The organism is Roseateles sp. Mitsp63, from assembly GCF_059491535.1.
In genome coordinates this window covers 6,051,193-6,064,520 of record NZ_CP168509.1, presented here as the reverse complement: position 1 = coordinate 6,064,520, position 13,328 = coordinate 6,051,193, and the positions used below count along the sequence as shown (strand labels likewise).

Genomic DNA, 13,328 nt, shown 5'->3' with positions numbered 1-13,328 from the left:
CCCCTGAATACGGAGCCCTCGCCGCCTTGAACCTGCGCCACGCCTTCACCCCCGCCGACAACCGGCGTCTGTCGCACCTGTGCGGCCCCCTGGACGAGCATCTCCGCCAGATCGAGGCGGCGCTCTCGGTGCGCATCACCCACCGCGCCGAGCACTTCAACGTCGAAGGCGATCGCGCCGCCGCGCAGCGGACGGTGACGCTGCTGGAAACGCTCTATGCGCGCGCCGATCGCGCCATCCCGGCCGAGAGCCTGCGGCTGGCGATCGTCGAGGCGGCCAACGATGTCGCCGCGCCATCGGCGGGCGCCGGCGCGCAGGACGCGGACGGCGACAACATCGTGCTGCGCACGCGCCGCGCGGACCTGGCCGGGCGCACGCCCAACCAGCATCACTACCTGCGGCGCATCCTGGCCCACGACATCAGCTTCGGCATCGGTCCCGCCGGCACCGGCAAGACCTTCCTGGCGGTGGCCTGCGCGGTGGACGCGCTGGAGCGCTCGGCCGTGCAGCGCATCATCCTGACGCGGCCGGCGGTCGAAGCCGGCGAGCGGCTGGGCTTCCTGCCCGGCGACCTGACGCAGAAGGTCGATCCCTACCTGCGGCCGCTGTACGACGCGCTCTACGACCTGATGGGCTTCGACCGCGTCACCAAGGCCTTCGAGAAGGGCCAGCTGGAGATCGCGCCGCTGGCCTTCATGCGGGGCCGGACGCTGAATCACGCGTTCGTGATCCTCGACGAGGCGCAGAACACGACGCCCGAGCAGATGAAGATGTTCCTGACCCGCATCGGCTTCGGCAGCAAGTGCGTGGTGACCGGCGACACCAGCCAGATCGACCTGCCGCGCGGCATGCACAGCGGGCTGGTCGACGCGGAGCAGGTGTTGGACGGTGTCGAGGGCATCGCGATCACGCGCTTCAACCGGACCGACGTGGTGCGGCATCCGCTGGTGGCCCGCATCGTGCAGGCCTACGAGGACCGCGCGGAAGTGGCGGCACGCGAGGAGGCCCGCGAGCAGCAGGAGCGCGAGGCCCGCTTCGCCGAGGAGCGCGAGGAGCGCCGCTTGCGCGCGATCCAGTTGCGCGAGGCGCCGGCCCGCTTCGACGACGCGCCCGCGCCGGCGCCAGCGAAGCCCGCTGCGAAGAAGGCAGCCGCAAGGAAGCCAGCCGCAAAGCAGGCGGTCGCCAGGACGGTCTCCGCCAAGGCGCCTGCCGTGAAGAAGCCTGCCACCAAGAAGCCCGCCACCAAGAAGCCCGCCATCACGAAGCCTGCGGCGAAGAAGCCCGCGGTGAAGAAGCCCGCCCGCAAGGGAGCCGCCCGATGAGCCGTCCCGAACTGAGCCTGTCGCTGCAATTCGCCGATCCGCGCCACAAGGCGCAGTTGCCGCGGCACAAGGTCATCCGCTGGATGCGCGCGGCGCTCGAGCTGCCGGGCGAGATCACCGTGCGCATCGTCGACGCCCAGGAGGGGCAGGCGCTCAACCGCGAGTACCGCTCGAAGGATTACGCGACCAACGTGCTGACCTTCGACTACACGCACGAGCCGGTGGTCGCGGCGGACCTGGTGATCTGCGCCGAGGTTGTCGAGCGCGAGGCCAGGGAGATGAGCCTGGACCTGACGGCGCATTACGCGCACATGCTGGTCCACGGCACGCTGCACGCGCAGGGCTACGACCACGAGGAAGACGACGAGGCCGAGTGCATGGAAGCGCGCGAGACCGAGATCATGCTCGGTCTGGGCTTCGCCGATCCCTACGCGAAGCGCTGAGCGCTACTGCTGCGTCCCGAGGTAGCGCTTGCGCCAGAAGAAGGCGCCGAGCGCGATCGCGGTGACACCCATCACGGCGACCGCGATCCAGAAGCCGGTCGCGCGATGGATCAGCGGCAGGGTGTCGAAGTTCATGCCGAAGATGCCGGTGATCAGGTTCAGCGGCAGGAAGATCGCCGTCAGCACCGTCAGCGTGCGCATGATGTTGTTGGTGCGCTCGCCGGTGAGCGAGAAATGCATCTGCACCGAGGTCTCGGCCGACGTCTCGAGCCGCCGCACATGCGTCAGCACGCGCTCCACGTGTTCGAGCACGTCGCGCGAGCGCACCCGGAGCAGCTCGCGCTCGCGCTGCGCGCGCGCGTCGCCGGCCGGCCATTCGCCCAGTGCGTCGATCCACTCCTGCACCGCGCTGCGCTGGTCCTCGCAGAGGTCCTCGAGCCGCGACAGCGTGTCCCGGGCATGCAGCACGACCTGCCAGTCGCGGAAGTGGCCGCGCCGGTCCAGCAGCAGGTTCTGCAGCGTGGTCAGCTGGCGGGTCAGCAGGCGGCGCAGGTCCAGGTAGCTGTCGACCATGTGATTGACCATGCGCAGCATGAGCTCGGCGGGGCTGGCGGGCAGCCGGGTGCTGCCGCGCAGGTCGCGGCCTTCCTGCTGCGCGCCGAGCTTGCCCGCGAAGTAGTCCCGCAGCGAACACTCGCCCGGATGCACGGTGATCAGCACGCGGTCGAAGACGGCGAAGCCGACCGGGCTGGTGTCGATGGCCTGCAGCGCCTCGTTGGCGGCCGCGGCGGTGCGGGGGCTGTCGTCGGACAGGTACTGCTCGCTGCCCGGCATGGTCGCGAGCCGGCGGAACACCATCAGGTCGTACCAGCTCGTGTAGTCGAAGTGGGACGGCAGCTGCGGGTTCATCAGGTCCGACACATGCAGGTCCAGCAGCTGCGCGCCGGTCCAGCGCTGCAGCCGCTGCTGCAGCGTGCCGAGCTGGAGCTCGAACTCGCGGCGCGGCAGGCCGATCCAGAGGAAGCCTTCGGGCGGAAGGTCCTCCGGCAGCGCGGCGAGTTCCTCGTAGACCGCGTCGCTGAGGTGGAAGAGACGCATGCGTCGTGCGGGCAGCCGGCGTGCCGGCGCGTCAGCAGCCGGCCTTGATCAGGCGCGCCGCGTCCATCGCGAAGTAGGTCAGCACGCCGTCGGCGCCGGCGCGCTTGAAGGCCAGCAGCGCTTCCATCATCACGGCGTCGTGGTCCAGCCAGCCATTGGCGGCGGCGGCCTTGATCATGGCGTACTCGCCGCTGACCTGGTAGGCGAAGGTGGGCACGCGGAACTCGTCCTTCACGCGGCGGACGATGTCCAGGTAGGGCATGCCGGGCTTGACCATGACCATGTCGGCGCCCTCGGCCAGGTCCAGGCCGACCTCGCGCAGCGACTCGTCGCCGTTGCCGGGGTCCATCTGGTAGGTCTTCTTGTCGGCCTTGCCCAGGTTGGTGCGCGAGCCCACCGCGTCGCGGAAGGGGCCGTAGAAGGCGCTCGCGTACTTGGCGCTGTAGGCCATGATCCGCGTGTGGATGTGGCTGTCGGCCTCCAGCGCGGCGCGGATCGCGCCGATGCGGCCGTCCATCATGTCGCTGGGCGCGACGATGTCCACGCCGGCCTGGGCCTGGACCAGCGCCTGCTGGCGCAGCAGTTCGACGGTGCGGTCGTTGAGGATGTAGCCCTGCTCGTCGAGCACGCCGTCCTGGCCGTGGCTGGTGTAAGGGTCGAGCGCGACATCCGTCAGCACGCCCAGGCCCGGCACCCGCTCCTTGAGCGCGCGCACGACGCGCGGGATCAGGCCGTCCGGATTCGTCGCCTCGATGCCGTCGGGCGTCTTCAGCGACGGGTCGATCGCGGGGAACAGCGCCATCACCGGGATGCCCAGCTCGACGCATTCCTCGGCGACGGGGAGCAGCCGGTCCAGGCTCAGCCGCGACACGCCGGGCATCGACGCGATGGGCTCGACGCGGTTCTCGCCCTCATGGACGAAGACCGGGAAGATCAGATCGCTGGGGTGCAGGCGGTGTTCGCGGACCAGCGCCCGGGTGTAGGCATCGCGGCGCAGGCGACGCGGGCGGCTGGCGGGATAGGGGGCGGGAAGTTGCATGGTTTCCGAGAAATTCCACCGGTTCGAGGGACCGCTACGTGGAAAGACGTAGATTTCGAAATTCGGCAGATCTGTTAAAGTCGCTCTTGAATGATAGCCGCTCGGTTGTCATTCCCTGCTTTTCCTCCCTGAGCAGGAGCCTTAACGTGATGACAGCGATAAGGCTTTCCGACCCCGGCTGTGAAGCCGGGGTTTTTTTTCGCGCCATCCATAATGCCGCGATGCTCTGGATCAAAGCCCTCCACATCATTTTCGTCGCCGCGTGGTTCGCGGGACTGTTCTACCTGCCGCGGATCTTCGTGAACCTGGCCATGGTCCCGTCCGACAGCCATGCCGAGCGCGAGCGCCTGCTGCTGATGGGCCTGAAGCTCTACCGCTTCAGCACGATGCTGATGGTGCTCGCGCTGATCTTCGGGCTGACGCTGTGGGGCCATTACGGCATCGGCCGCGGGCCGGGCAACGGCTGGATGCACGCCAAGCTGGGCCTGGTCGTGCTGGCCATCGGCTACCACCACGTCTGCCGCGCGTTCCTGCGCAAGTTCGAGCTGATGGCCAACCGCCGCAGCCACAAGTGGTTCCGCGTGTTCAACGAGGCCTCGATCCTGCTGTTCGCGGCGATCGTGATCCTGGTCGTCGTCAAGCCGTTCTGATCCGGTGATGCAACGGCGCAGCTCCGCCACCTGGCTGGCCCTGTGCTACGCCGTGCTGGTGCTCTACGCCAGCCTCTATCCGTTCTGGCCCTGGCGGCTGCCGCCCAGCCTGCCCTGGCCCGGCGTGGTCGGCCTGCCCTGGCCGCGCTACTGGGGGCGCTTCGACATCTGGGTGAACGTCGCCGGCTACTGGCCGCTCGGGCTGCTGTGCTTCTCGGCGGTGATCCGCAGCGGCGGCGGCCTGCTGCGCGCGCTGCTCCTGTCGCTGGCGGGGCTGCCGCTGCTGTCGTTCTCGATGGAGACGCTGCAGTACTTCCTCCCGGGACGGGTGCCTTCGCTGGCCGATTTCCTGCTGAACAGCGCCGGCGCCTGGCTGGGCGCCTTCTGCGCCTGGGCGCTGCTGCGGCTGGGCGGGCTGGCGCGCTGGAGCGGCTGGCGCGAGCGCTGGTTCGCGCCGCACAGCGCGGGCGCGCTGGCGCTGCTGGCGCTGTGGCCTGTGGGCCTGCTGTATCCGGCGCCCTTGCCGCTGGGGCTGGGGCAGCTTTTCCCGCGCCTGCGCGAATGGGCCGAGATGCTGCTCGAGAACACCCCCTGGGAACTGGCGCCGCAGGAACTCCCCGACGACCTGCCGCTGCCGCCCGGCCTGGAGGCCATCGCCATCGCGATGGGCCTGCTGGCGCCGTGCCTGCTGGCGCTGTCGGTGGCGCGGCCGGGCTGGCGGCGCTTCCCGTTGGTCCTGGGCGCGGCGGCGATCGGCATCACCACCACGGCCTGGTCGACGCTGCTGAACTTCGGCCCCGATCACGCCTGGGCCTGGCTGACCGCGACGACCGCGCCCGGCCTCATCCTGGGCGGCGCGCTCGCGCTGCTGGCGGCGTTCATGTCGCGCCGCGCCAATGCGGCCTGGGGCCTGGTGGTGCTGACGGCGCTGATCGCGCTGATGGCCGAGGCGCCGGCTGATCCCTACCTGCTCGAGAGCCTGCAGTTCTGGGAGCAGGGCCGCTTCGTCAACATGTACGGACTGGCGCAGTGGGTGGGCTGGCTGTGGCCCTTCGCGGCGCTGGCGTGGCTGCTCTACGGCGTCACGCAGAGCGACCGCGCGGCCGATCGCCCGCCGGCGCCGCCGGCCGCCGGTGGGCGCTCTGAAGGACAAGCGGGCCGTGACGGATCGCACGGACGGCCGGTCGGTGAAAACCCTGAAACTACAATCGAACGATGAGCTCGACCAGCTACTACCAGCGCCACATCTTCTTCTGCCTGAACCAGCGCGAGAACGAGAACGCCTGTCTCCAGCACGGCGCGCAGGAGGCCTTCGACCACTGCAAGAAGCAAGTGAAGGCGCAAGGCCTCGCGGGCAAGGGCGGCGTGCGTGTGAACAAGGCGGGCTGCCTGGACCGCTGCGCCGGCGGCCCGGTGGCGGTCGTGTATCCGGACGCGGTCTGGTACTCGTTCGTCGACAACAGCGACATCGACGAGATCGTCGAGCGCCACCTCAAGCACGGCGAGATCGTCGACCGGCTGGTGCTGGACGACTCGGTCGGCCGTTGATCGGGAGCCCGCTCGCATGAATGCCCAGACCCAGCGCCGACAGATCGCCGGCCCGGCCGGCGAGATCGAATGCGCCGTCGATGAACCCGCGGTCGACGCCGGCCCGCTGCGCGGCGTCGCCGTGATCTGCCACCCGAATCCGACGCAGGGCGGCACGATGGACAACAAGGTGGTGCAGACGATCGCGCGCGCCTTCGTGCACCTGGGCTATCGCGCGGTGCGCTTCAACTTCCGCGGCATCGGCAAGTCGGCCGGCGCCTGGGACGAGGGCCGCGGCGAGGTCGACGACGCGCTGGCCGTGATCGCCGCCTTCCGCGACGCGCCGGTGCCGCTGGCGCTGGCGCTGGCGGGCTTCTCGTTCGGCGGCTTCGTCGCGTCGCAGGCGGCGCTCAAGCTCGAGCAGCCCGCCGAGCGCCTGCTGCTGGTCGGTCCGGCCGCGAGCCGCTTCGGCGTCGCGGCGGTGCCGGCCGATACCGTCGTGATCCACGGCGAACAGGACGATGTGGTGCCGCTGCCGGCGGTGCTCGACTGGGCGCGCCCGCAGGCGCTGCCGGTCATCGTGGTGCCCGGTGTCGGGCATTTCTTCCATGGGCAGTTGCCGCTGCTCAAGAACCTCGTGACGCGCAGCTGGCATGGCGCCGGCGCCGCGCGCGCCTGAGGTGTCCCTGAGGATTTCTCCCGCATGAAACGATTCTTCGCCTCCCTGGCCCTCGGCGTGGGCCTGTCCAGCTTCCTGATGGTGACCGGCGCGGCCGCGCAGGCGCCGACGCCGCCCGAGGTCGCGGCGCGCAACTTCATCCTGCTGGACCTGACGACGCACCAGACGCTCGCCGAGCGCGATGCCGACACGCCGCAGGATCCCGCCTCGCTGACCAAGCTGATGACGGCCTACGTGGTCTTCGACGCGCTCAAGGCCAAGCGGCTGACGCTGGACCAGACGCTGACGATCTCCAAGCGCGCGTGGGACGAGCGCAAGGGCGATCCGTCGCTGATGTTCATCGACACGACGATGACGCCCAAGGTCGACGAACTGATCCGCGGCATGATCATCCAGTCGGGCAACGACGCTTCGGTGGCGCTGGCCGAGGGCGTGGGCGGCACCGTCGAGCAGTTCGTCGCGATGATGAACAAGCAGGCGCAGGCCTGGGGCCTGAAGAACACCTCGTTCACCAACGTCACCGGCATCACCGCGCCGGGCCACAAGACGACGGCGCGCGACATCGCGGTCATCTTCTCGCACGTGATCCAGGACTATCCGCAGTACTACGCCGAGTACTACTCCAAGCGCGAGTACACCTTCAACAAGATCCGCCAGTTCAACCGCAACATGCTGCTGGGACGCGACCCGTCGGTGGACGGCGGCAAGACCGGCTTCACCGACGCGGCGGGCTACTGCCTGGCGGCCAGCGCGCAGCGCGACGTGCCCAACGGCAAGCGCCGCCTGCTGAGCGTGGTGATGGGCACGGCCTCCAAGGAGGCGCGCGCCACCGAGAGCCAGAAGCTGCTGAACTGGGGTTACGCGGCCTTCGACGCGGTGCGCCTGTTCGAGAAGAACCAGCCCATCACCACGGTGAAGGTCTGGAAGGGCGCGGCGCCGGAAGCCAAGCTGGGCGCGGCGGACGCGGTCTTCGTCGCGGTGCCGCGCGGCGAGGGCGGCAAGCTCAAGACCGATATCCAGCGCACCGATCCGCTGGTCGCGCCGCTGGCGCTGAACCAGCGCGTGGGCACGCTGAAGGTGACGACCTCGGGCGGCGCGCCGGTGGCCGAGGTGCCGCTGGTCGTGCAGCAGGAGGTGCCGCTGGCCGGCATCTTCGGCCGCGCCTGGGACGCGCTCCGCCTCTGGATCAAGTGATGGCGGGCTGAGCGGCCCGGGCGGACCGCTCGGACCGTGCCCCCCAAGGACCCCCGCTTGCCGGGGTTGGCGGGCCGGGCCGGCGGCGTACAGTCGATGGCTCGGCGTGACCACATTGCGGGAGCCACCGATGACACAGTCCTGGGTTGATCTGCCCTGCTACCTGAACGGCCATCTCGGCCGCCTCGGCGATGCCCGGGTGCCGGTGATGGACCGCGGTTTCCTGTTCGGCGACGGCGTCTACGAGACCATCCCGGTCCATGGACGCCGGCTGTTCCGCGTCGACGACCACCTGGACCGGCTCGGCCGCAGCCTGAAGGCGCTGCGCATCGAGGACCCCTACGAGCGCGAGGCCTGGCTGGACCTGCTGCGCAGCCTCGTGGCGCATCTGCCGGAGGTCGAGGACCAGACCATCTACCTGCAGGTCACGCGCGGCGTCGCGGCACGCGGGCATGCGATGCCCGCGGACATCGAGCCGACGGTGCTCGCGTACACGCAGCCGCTGATCGCGCTCTCGCCGGAGCAGCGGCATCAGGGCCTGAGCTGCGTCACGGCACGCGATTTCCGCTGGCAGCGCGGCGACATCAAGAGCACCTCGCTGCTGGGCAACGTGCTGGCGCGGCAGGTGGCCGTGGACCAGGGCGCCGACGAGGCCGTGCTGATCCGCGACGGCTACCTGACCGAGGGTTCCAGCAGCAACGTCTGGATCGTGCGCGACGGCGCGCTGCTGACGCCGCCGCCGGGCGAGTCGCTGCTCGAGGGCGTGCGGGTGCGGGTGCTGAAGGAACTCTGCGAGGAGCTCGGCATCGCCTGCAACCTGCGTCCGATCGCCGAGACGGAATTGCCGACGGCCGACGAGATCCTGCTGACCTCCGCCAGCAAGGAGGTCGCGCCGGTGACGCGGCTGGATCACGAGCCGGTGGGCCACGGCGCGCTGCGCGGCAAGCCCGGACCGGTCTACGCGAAGCTCTACGAGGCGTACCAGCGGGCCAAGGCCTTGCAAAGCCTCTGACCGGCTTCATTTGAGAATCCCATCATGACGACCCCCTTCACCAACGCCCCGATTCCGCCCGATCAATCGCTGATCGAGTACCCGTCCAAGTTCCCCATCAAGGTGATGGGCGCGCAGGTGGAGGGCTTCCTCGAGGCGATCGTCAGCGTCGCGCGGCAGTTCGATCCGGCGTTCGACGCCTCGACCGTCGAGCAGCGCCCGAGCAAGGGCGGCAACTACCTCGGCCTGACGATCACCGTCACCGCGACCAGCCGCGAACAGCTGGACGAGCTGTATCGCACGCTGACCACGCACCCGATGGTGAAGGTCGTCCTTTAAGGCATCCAGGCGCGATCAGATCGTGCCGGCGTCGGCGGCCAGCGCGTCGTCGACGGCCTTGAGCTTGTAGGGCGCGGCCTCGTCGCCGTTGCGCGCGGCGATGTCGTACCAGTAGCGCGCCAGGCGCAGATCGCGCTCGACGCCCAGGCCGGACTCGTACATCGACGCGATCAGGTACTGCGCGCCGACGTCGCCGCCCTTGGCCGCCTCGCGGTACCACTGCGCGGCCTGCGGGAAGTCCTTGGCCGCCCCGCGGCCCAGATAGAACGCGGTGGCCACGGCCACCTGCGCGTCGACGCTGCCATGTTCCGCCGCCTTCAGGTACCAGGCCTGGGCCTGGACGAGGTCGGGCCGGCCATCCTCGCCCTGCTCGTGGAACTGGCCCAGCGCCAGTTCGGCGCGCACCAGCCCCCGGCCGGCGGCGCGCACGAGCAGCGAGCGCGCCAGGCGGGGATCGGGTTTGGGCACCTCCGAGCGCAGGTGCATCATCGCGAGGTTGTAGTCGCCGAGCGCGACGCCCTGTTGCGAGAGCTGCCGGAACTGGCGCTCGGCGGCGGCCAGGTCGCCGCGCTCATAGGTGGCGAGCGCCTGTTCCAGCGTCACGCGCGCGGACGGCGCGGAGGCCGCCGCCGCGGGCAGCGCGAGTCCGAACGCGATCGCCGTCGCGGCGAGGAGCGTGATGTGGCGCGGCATGGCGCACTCCTGAATGTCCCGATGGCGGTGATGCTAGGCCCATCGCGGCTAGCATGCCGGGATGCTGATCAAGACCCTGGGCCGCGTCGACTATGCGGCCACGCTGGACGCGATGCGCGCGTTCACCGAAGCCCGCGGCCCGGACACCCCCGATGAACTCTGGCTCTGCGAGTTCGACCCCGTCTACACGCAGGGCCTGGCGGGCCAGGCCGATCACGTGCTCGATGCCCAGGGCATTCCCGTCGTCCAGACCAACCGCGGCGGGCAGGTGACGTATCACGGGCCGGGGCAGGTGGTCGCCTATCCGCTGGTGGACCTGAAGCGGCTGGGGATCTTCGTCAAGGAATACGTCTTCCGCCTCGAGACCGCGGTCATCCAGACGCTGGACGGCTTGGGCGTGACCGGCCACCGGGTGGCGGGCGCCCCCGGCATCTACGTGCGGCTGGACGACCCGGGCGCCCATGGCGCGCTGACCGGTCCGGCCGATCCGGCGGACCCGTTCCGGGGGCTGGGCAAGGTCGCGGCGCTGGGGATCAAGGTCAGCCGGCACTGCACGTACCACGGCGTGGCGCTGAATGTCGCGATGGACCTGAAGCCCTTCCTGGGCATCAATCCGTGCGGGTACGCGGGGCTCCAGACGGTGGACCTCGGTACACTCGGGGTTTTCACGGACTGGGCCACGGTGGCCCGGCGGTTCGGGGATCGGCTCAGCGCCCAGCTCCAACCCTGAGGCCCCAACGAGGCAACCGAGAGAACGCCTGATGGCAACCGAGAACGTCACCCACGAAGCCAAGAGCGCGTCCGACTACGACGCCACCGCCAAGCAGAAGGCGCAAGCCAAGACGGCGCGGATCCCGATCAAGATCGTCCCGGCGGAGCAGCTGAAGAAGCCGGACTGGATCCGGGTGAAGGCGGGCAGCCCGTCGACGCGCTTCTACGAGATCAAGCAGATCCTGCGCGAGCACAAGCTGCACACGGTGTGCGAGGAGGCGTCCTGCCCCAACATCGGCGAGTGCTTCGGCAAGGGCACGGCGACCTTCATGATCATGGGCGACAAGTGCACGCGGCGCTGCCCGTTCTGCGACGTCGGCCACGGCCGGCCGGATCCGCTGGACGTGGACGAGCCGCTGAACCTGGCCAAGACGATCGCGGCGCTGAAGCTGAGCTACGTGGTGATCACGAGCGTGGACCGCGACGACCTGCGCGACGGCGGCGCCGGCCACTTCGCGGAGTGCATCCGCAAGGTCCGCGAGCTCAGCCCCGCGACGCAGATCGAGGTGCTGGTGCCTGATTTCCGCGGCCGCATGGACCGCGCGCTGGACATCCTGAAGGCGGCGCCGCCGGACGTGATGAACCACAACCTCGAGACGGCGCCGCGCCTGTACAAGGAAGCGCGTCCGGGCTCGGACTACCAGTTCAGCCTGAACCTGCTCAAGCGCTTCAAGGAAGCGGTGCCGGGCGTGCCGACCAAGAGCGGCATCATGGTCGGCCTGGGCGAGACCGACGAGGAGATCCTCCAGGTCATGCGCGACATGCGCGGGCACGACATCGACATGCTGACGATCGGCCAGTACCTGGCGCCGTCGGGGCATCACCTGCCGGTGCGCCGCTACGTGCACCCGGACACCTTCAAGATGTTCGAGGAAGAGGCCTACAAGATGGGCTTCACGCACGCGGCGGTCGGCGCGATGGTGCGCTCCAGCTACCACGCGGACCAGCAGGCGCATGCCGCGCTGGAGAAGGCGCAGATCTCGGCGTAAGGCGGGTTGCCCTCACCCCCTTTCCCGCAAGCGGGCGAGGGAGTTCTTGCGCAAGGCAAGTGCGGGCAGTCCTGTCTTACTCCCTCGCCCGCTTGCGGGAGAGGGCGGGGTGAGGGCCGGGCTCCCGGCATTCCGCTTATGCCGGCGTCCACCGCCCCGCCACGTTCTTCAGCAGCAGATTGATCGCCGCCAGTTGCCGGTTGCGCACTGACAGCAGCGAGGCTTCCGCGTTGAACGCGCTGTTCTGCGCGGTGGTGACATCCAGGAAGGACACCGTGCCCGCGCGGTACTGGTCCGTCACCAGTTCCAGGTTGCGCTGCGCCGACTCCACCGCCTCCTGCTGCAGCCGCGCCTCCTCACGCAGATGGTCGGCCAGGATCAGGTTGTCCTCGACCTCCTGCAGCGCCGTCAGCACCGTCTGCCGATAGGTCGAGGTGGCGACCTCCGCGCTGGTACGGGCCTGCGCGCTCGCGAGCTTGCGCTGCCCGCCGTCGAAGATCGCCGCCGCCAGCGACGGCCCGATCGACCAGAACAAGTTGGGCGCCGACAGCAGGTTGCTCAGCGTGCCGTTGCGATACCCGCCGCTCGCCGACAAGGTCAGCGACGGGAAGTACGCCGCGTCGGCCACGCCGATCTGCGCGTACGCCGCCGCCACGCGCCGCTGCGCCGCGGCGATGTCGGGACGCCGCTCCAGCAACTGCGACGGCAGCATCGCCGGCACCTCCGGCGCCCTCGGCAGCGCCGCGTTCTTCGTCATCTCGAGCGCCGACGGCGGCAGCCCCAGCAGCACCGCGATCGCGTGCGCCAGCTGGGCGCGCGTCGAGCGCGTCTCCAGCAGTTGCGCCTGCGCCGTGCGCAGCTGCGTCTGCGCCTGCAGCACGTCGCTGCGCGCGGCGACGCCGCTCTGGTACCGCGCCTGCGTCAGGTCCAGGAAGCGCTCATAGGCCTTCACGCTGCGGTCGTAGAGCGCTTCCTGCGCCTCCGCCGTGCGCAGCGAGAAATAGGTCTGCGCCAGCGTCGCCTGCGCGCTCAGCCGCGCCGCGGCCAGATCGTCCGCGCTCGCCTGCAGCGAGGCATTCGCGCCCTCGCTGGCCAGGCGCAGCTTGCCCCACAGGTCGGCTTCCCAGCTCGCGTTCAGCGAGACCTGCACGCTGTTCGCCGGCCCGCGGCTGATCGAGCCATTCCCGGCGTTGCCGTTCCCCGCGTTGCTGTCCGGGTTCGCGCTGCGCGTGCCCGAGAAGCCGGCCGACAGCGTCGGGAACAGCGCCGAGCGGCTCGCGTCCAGCGCCGCCCGCGCGCCCGTGACCTGCGCCACCGCCGCCTTGAGGTTCTCGTTGCCGATCACCAGCCGCTGCTGCAAGTCGTTGAGCACCGGATCGTCGAACAGCGTCCACCATTGATCGGGCACCGGCTCGGCCGAGCCGGGCTGCGCCTTCTTCCAGAGCCCGTCCTCCTGGTACTGCGCCGGCGCCGCGACCGGCGCGGGCGGGTCGACGCGCGTCACCGCGCAGCCGCTCACCAGGGCGGCGAGTACCGCCGCCGCCACGGCGGACAGCGAGGGACGAAGGCATGAAGTCGAGGTCATCGGGGTCG

At 70.0% G+C, this 13,328-nt stretch carries 14 protein-coding genes and 1 pseudogene; 11 read left to right on the top strand and 4 right to left on the bottom strand.

Going from position 1 to position 13,328, the window contains the following annotated elements; genetic code table 11:
• Positions 1-26: 26 nt before the first annotated feature.
• A pseudogene (locus tag ACEN96_RS26280) lies at positions 27-986 on the top strand (PhoH family protein); the annotation flags it as partial.
• Positions 987-1,318: 332 nt separating this feature from the next.
• The gene (ybeY, locus tag ACEN96_RS26275; RefSeq protein WP_495585947.1) at positions 1,319-1,765 is read left to right on the top strand and encodes an rRNA maturation RNase YbeY; all 447 of its coding nucleotides are present in this window, start codon (positions 1,319-1,321) and stop codon (positions 1,763-1,765) included.
• Between the two features lie 3 nt (positions 1,766-1,768).
• On the opposite strand, the gene ACEN96_RS26270 is transcribed toward ybeY, so the two are convergent.
• Both ACEN96_RS26270 and hemB read right to left on the bottom strand, forming a co-directional pair.
• Positions 1,769-2,863 (bottom strand): magnesium transporter CorA family protein, encoded by a 1,095-nt coding sequence (locus ACEN96_RS26270; protein WP_495585946.1) that lies wholly within the window; start codon positions 2,861-2,863, stop codon positions 1,769-1,771.
• A 31-nt stretch (positions 2,864-2,894) separates the two neighbouring features.
• Positions 2,895-3,902 (bottom strand): porphobilinogen synthase, encoded by a 1,008-nt coding sequence (gene hemB, locus ACEN96_RS26265; RefSeq protein ID WP_495585945.1) that lies wholly within the window; start codon positions 3,900-3,902, stop codon positions 2,895-2,897.
• A 221-nt stretch (positions 3,903-4,123) separates the two neighbouring features.
• Between hemB and ACEN96_RS26260 the strand changes: the two genes are divergently transcribed.
• From ACEN96_RS26260 to ACEN96_RS26230, 7 genes are all read left to right on the top strand, one after another.
• Positions 4,124-4,552 (top strand): CopD family protein, encoded by a 429-nt coding sequence (locus ACEN96_RS26260; RefSeq protein ID WP_495585944.1) that lies wholly within the window; start codon positions 4,124-4,126, stop codon positions 4,550-4,552.
• Positions 4,553-4,559: 7 nt separating this feature from the next.
• Positions 4,560-5,771, top strand: coding sequence for a VanZ family protein (locus ACEN96_RS26255; protein WP_495585943.1), 1,212 nt, complete (start codon positions 4,560-4,562; stop codon positions 5,769-5,771).
• Positions 5,768-6,100: a (2Fe-2S) ferredoxin domain-containing protein gene (locus ACEN96_RS26250; RefSeq protein ID WP_495585942.1), complete on the top strand. Its 333-nt coding sequence runs from the start codon at positions 5,768-5,770 to the stop codon at positions 6,098-6,100. The genes ACEN96_RS26255 and ACEN96_RS26250 overlap by 4 nt, the downstream gene beginning before the upstream one ends.
• Before the next feature lie 16 nt (positions 6,101-6,116).
• Positions 6,117-6,758 carry an alpha/beta hydrolase gene (locus ACEN96_RS26245; RefSeq protein ID WP_495585941.1) on the top strand — a complete coding sequence of 214 codons (642 nt, stop codon included), beginning with the start codon at positions 6,117-6,119 and terminating at the stop codon, positions 6,756-6,758.
• Between the two features lie 24 nt (positions 6,759-6,782).
• Positions 6,783-7,952: a D-alanyl-D-alanine carboxypeptidase family protein gene (locus ACEN96_RS26240; RefSeq protein ID WP_495585940.1), complete on the top strand. Its 1,170-nt coding sequence runs from the start codon at positions 6,783-6,785 to the stop codon at positions 7,950-7,952.
• A 130-nt stretch (positions 7,953-8,082) separates the two neighbouring features.
• Positions 8,083-8,964: a D-amino acid aminotransferase gene (locus ACEN96_RS26235; protein WP_495585939.1), complete on the top strand. Its 882-nt coding sequence runs from the start codon at positions 8,083-8,085 to the stop codon at positions 8,962-8,964.
• A 24-nt stretch (positions 8,965-8,988) separates the two neighbouring features.
• The gene (locus tag ACEN96_RS26230; RefSeq protein WP_495585938.1) at positions 8,989-9,282 is read left to right on the top strand and encodes a DUF493 family protein; all 294 of its coding nucleotides are present in this window, start codon (positions 8,989-8,991) and stop codon (positions 9,280-9,282) included.
• A 15-nt stretch (positions 9,283-9,297) separates the two neighbouring features.
• Here ACEN96_RS26230 and ACEN96_RS26225 read toward each other — a convergent pair whose 3' ends face one another.
• Positions 9,298-9,975, bottom strand: a complete 678-nt coding sequence (locus tag ACEN96_RS26225) for a tetratricopeptide repeat protein (protein ID WP_495585937.1) — start codon at positions 9,973-9,975, stop codon at positions 9,298-9,300.
• Positions 9,976-10,036: 61 nt separating this feature from the next.
• Between ACEN96_RS26225 and lipB the strand changes: the two genes are divergently transcribed.
• Both lipB and lipA read left to right on the top strand, forming a co-directional pair.
• Positions 10,037-10,705: a lipoyl(octanoyl) transferase LipB gene (gene lipB / locus ACEN96_RS26220; protein ID WP_495585936.1), complete on the top strand. Its 669-nt coding sequence runs from the start codon at positions 10,037-10,039 to the stop codon at positions 10,703-10,705.
• Positions 10,706-10,736: 31 nt separating this feature from the next.
• Positions 10,737-11,735: a lipoyl synthase gene (gene lipA / locus ACEN96_RS26215; RefSeq protein WP_495585935.1), complete on the top strand. Its 999-nt coding sequence runs from the start codon at positions 10,737-10,739 to the stop codon at positions 11,733-11,735.
• 136 nt (positions 11,736-11,871) lie between these two features.
• Here the strand turns inward: lipA and ACEN96_RS26210 are convergent, their stop codons facing one another.
• Complete coding sequence (locus tag ACEN96_RS26210; protein ID WP_495585934.1) at positions 11,872-13,320, bottom strand: efflux transporter outer membrane subunit; 1,449 nt, start codon at positions 13,318-13,320, stop codon at positions 11,872-11,874.
• Positions 13,321-13,328 lie beyond the last annotated feature (8 nt).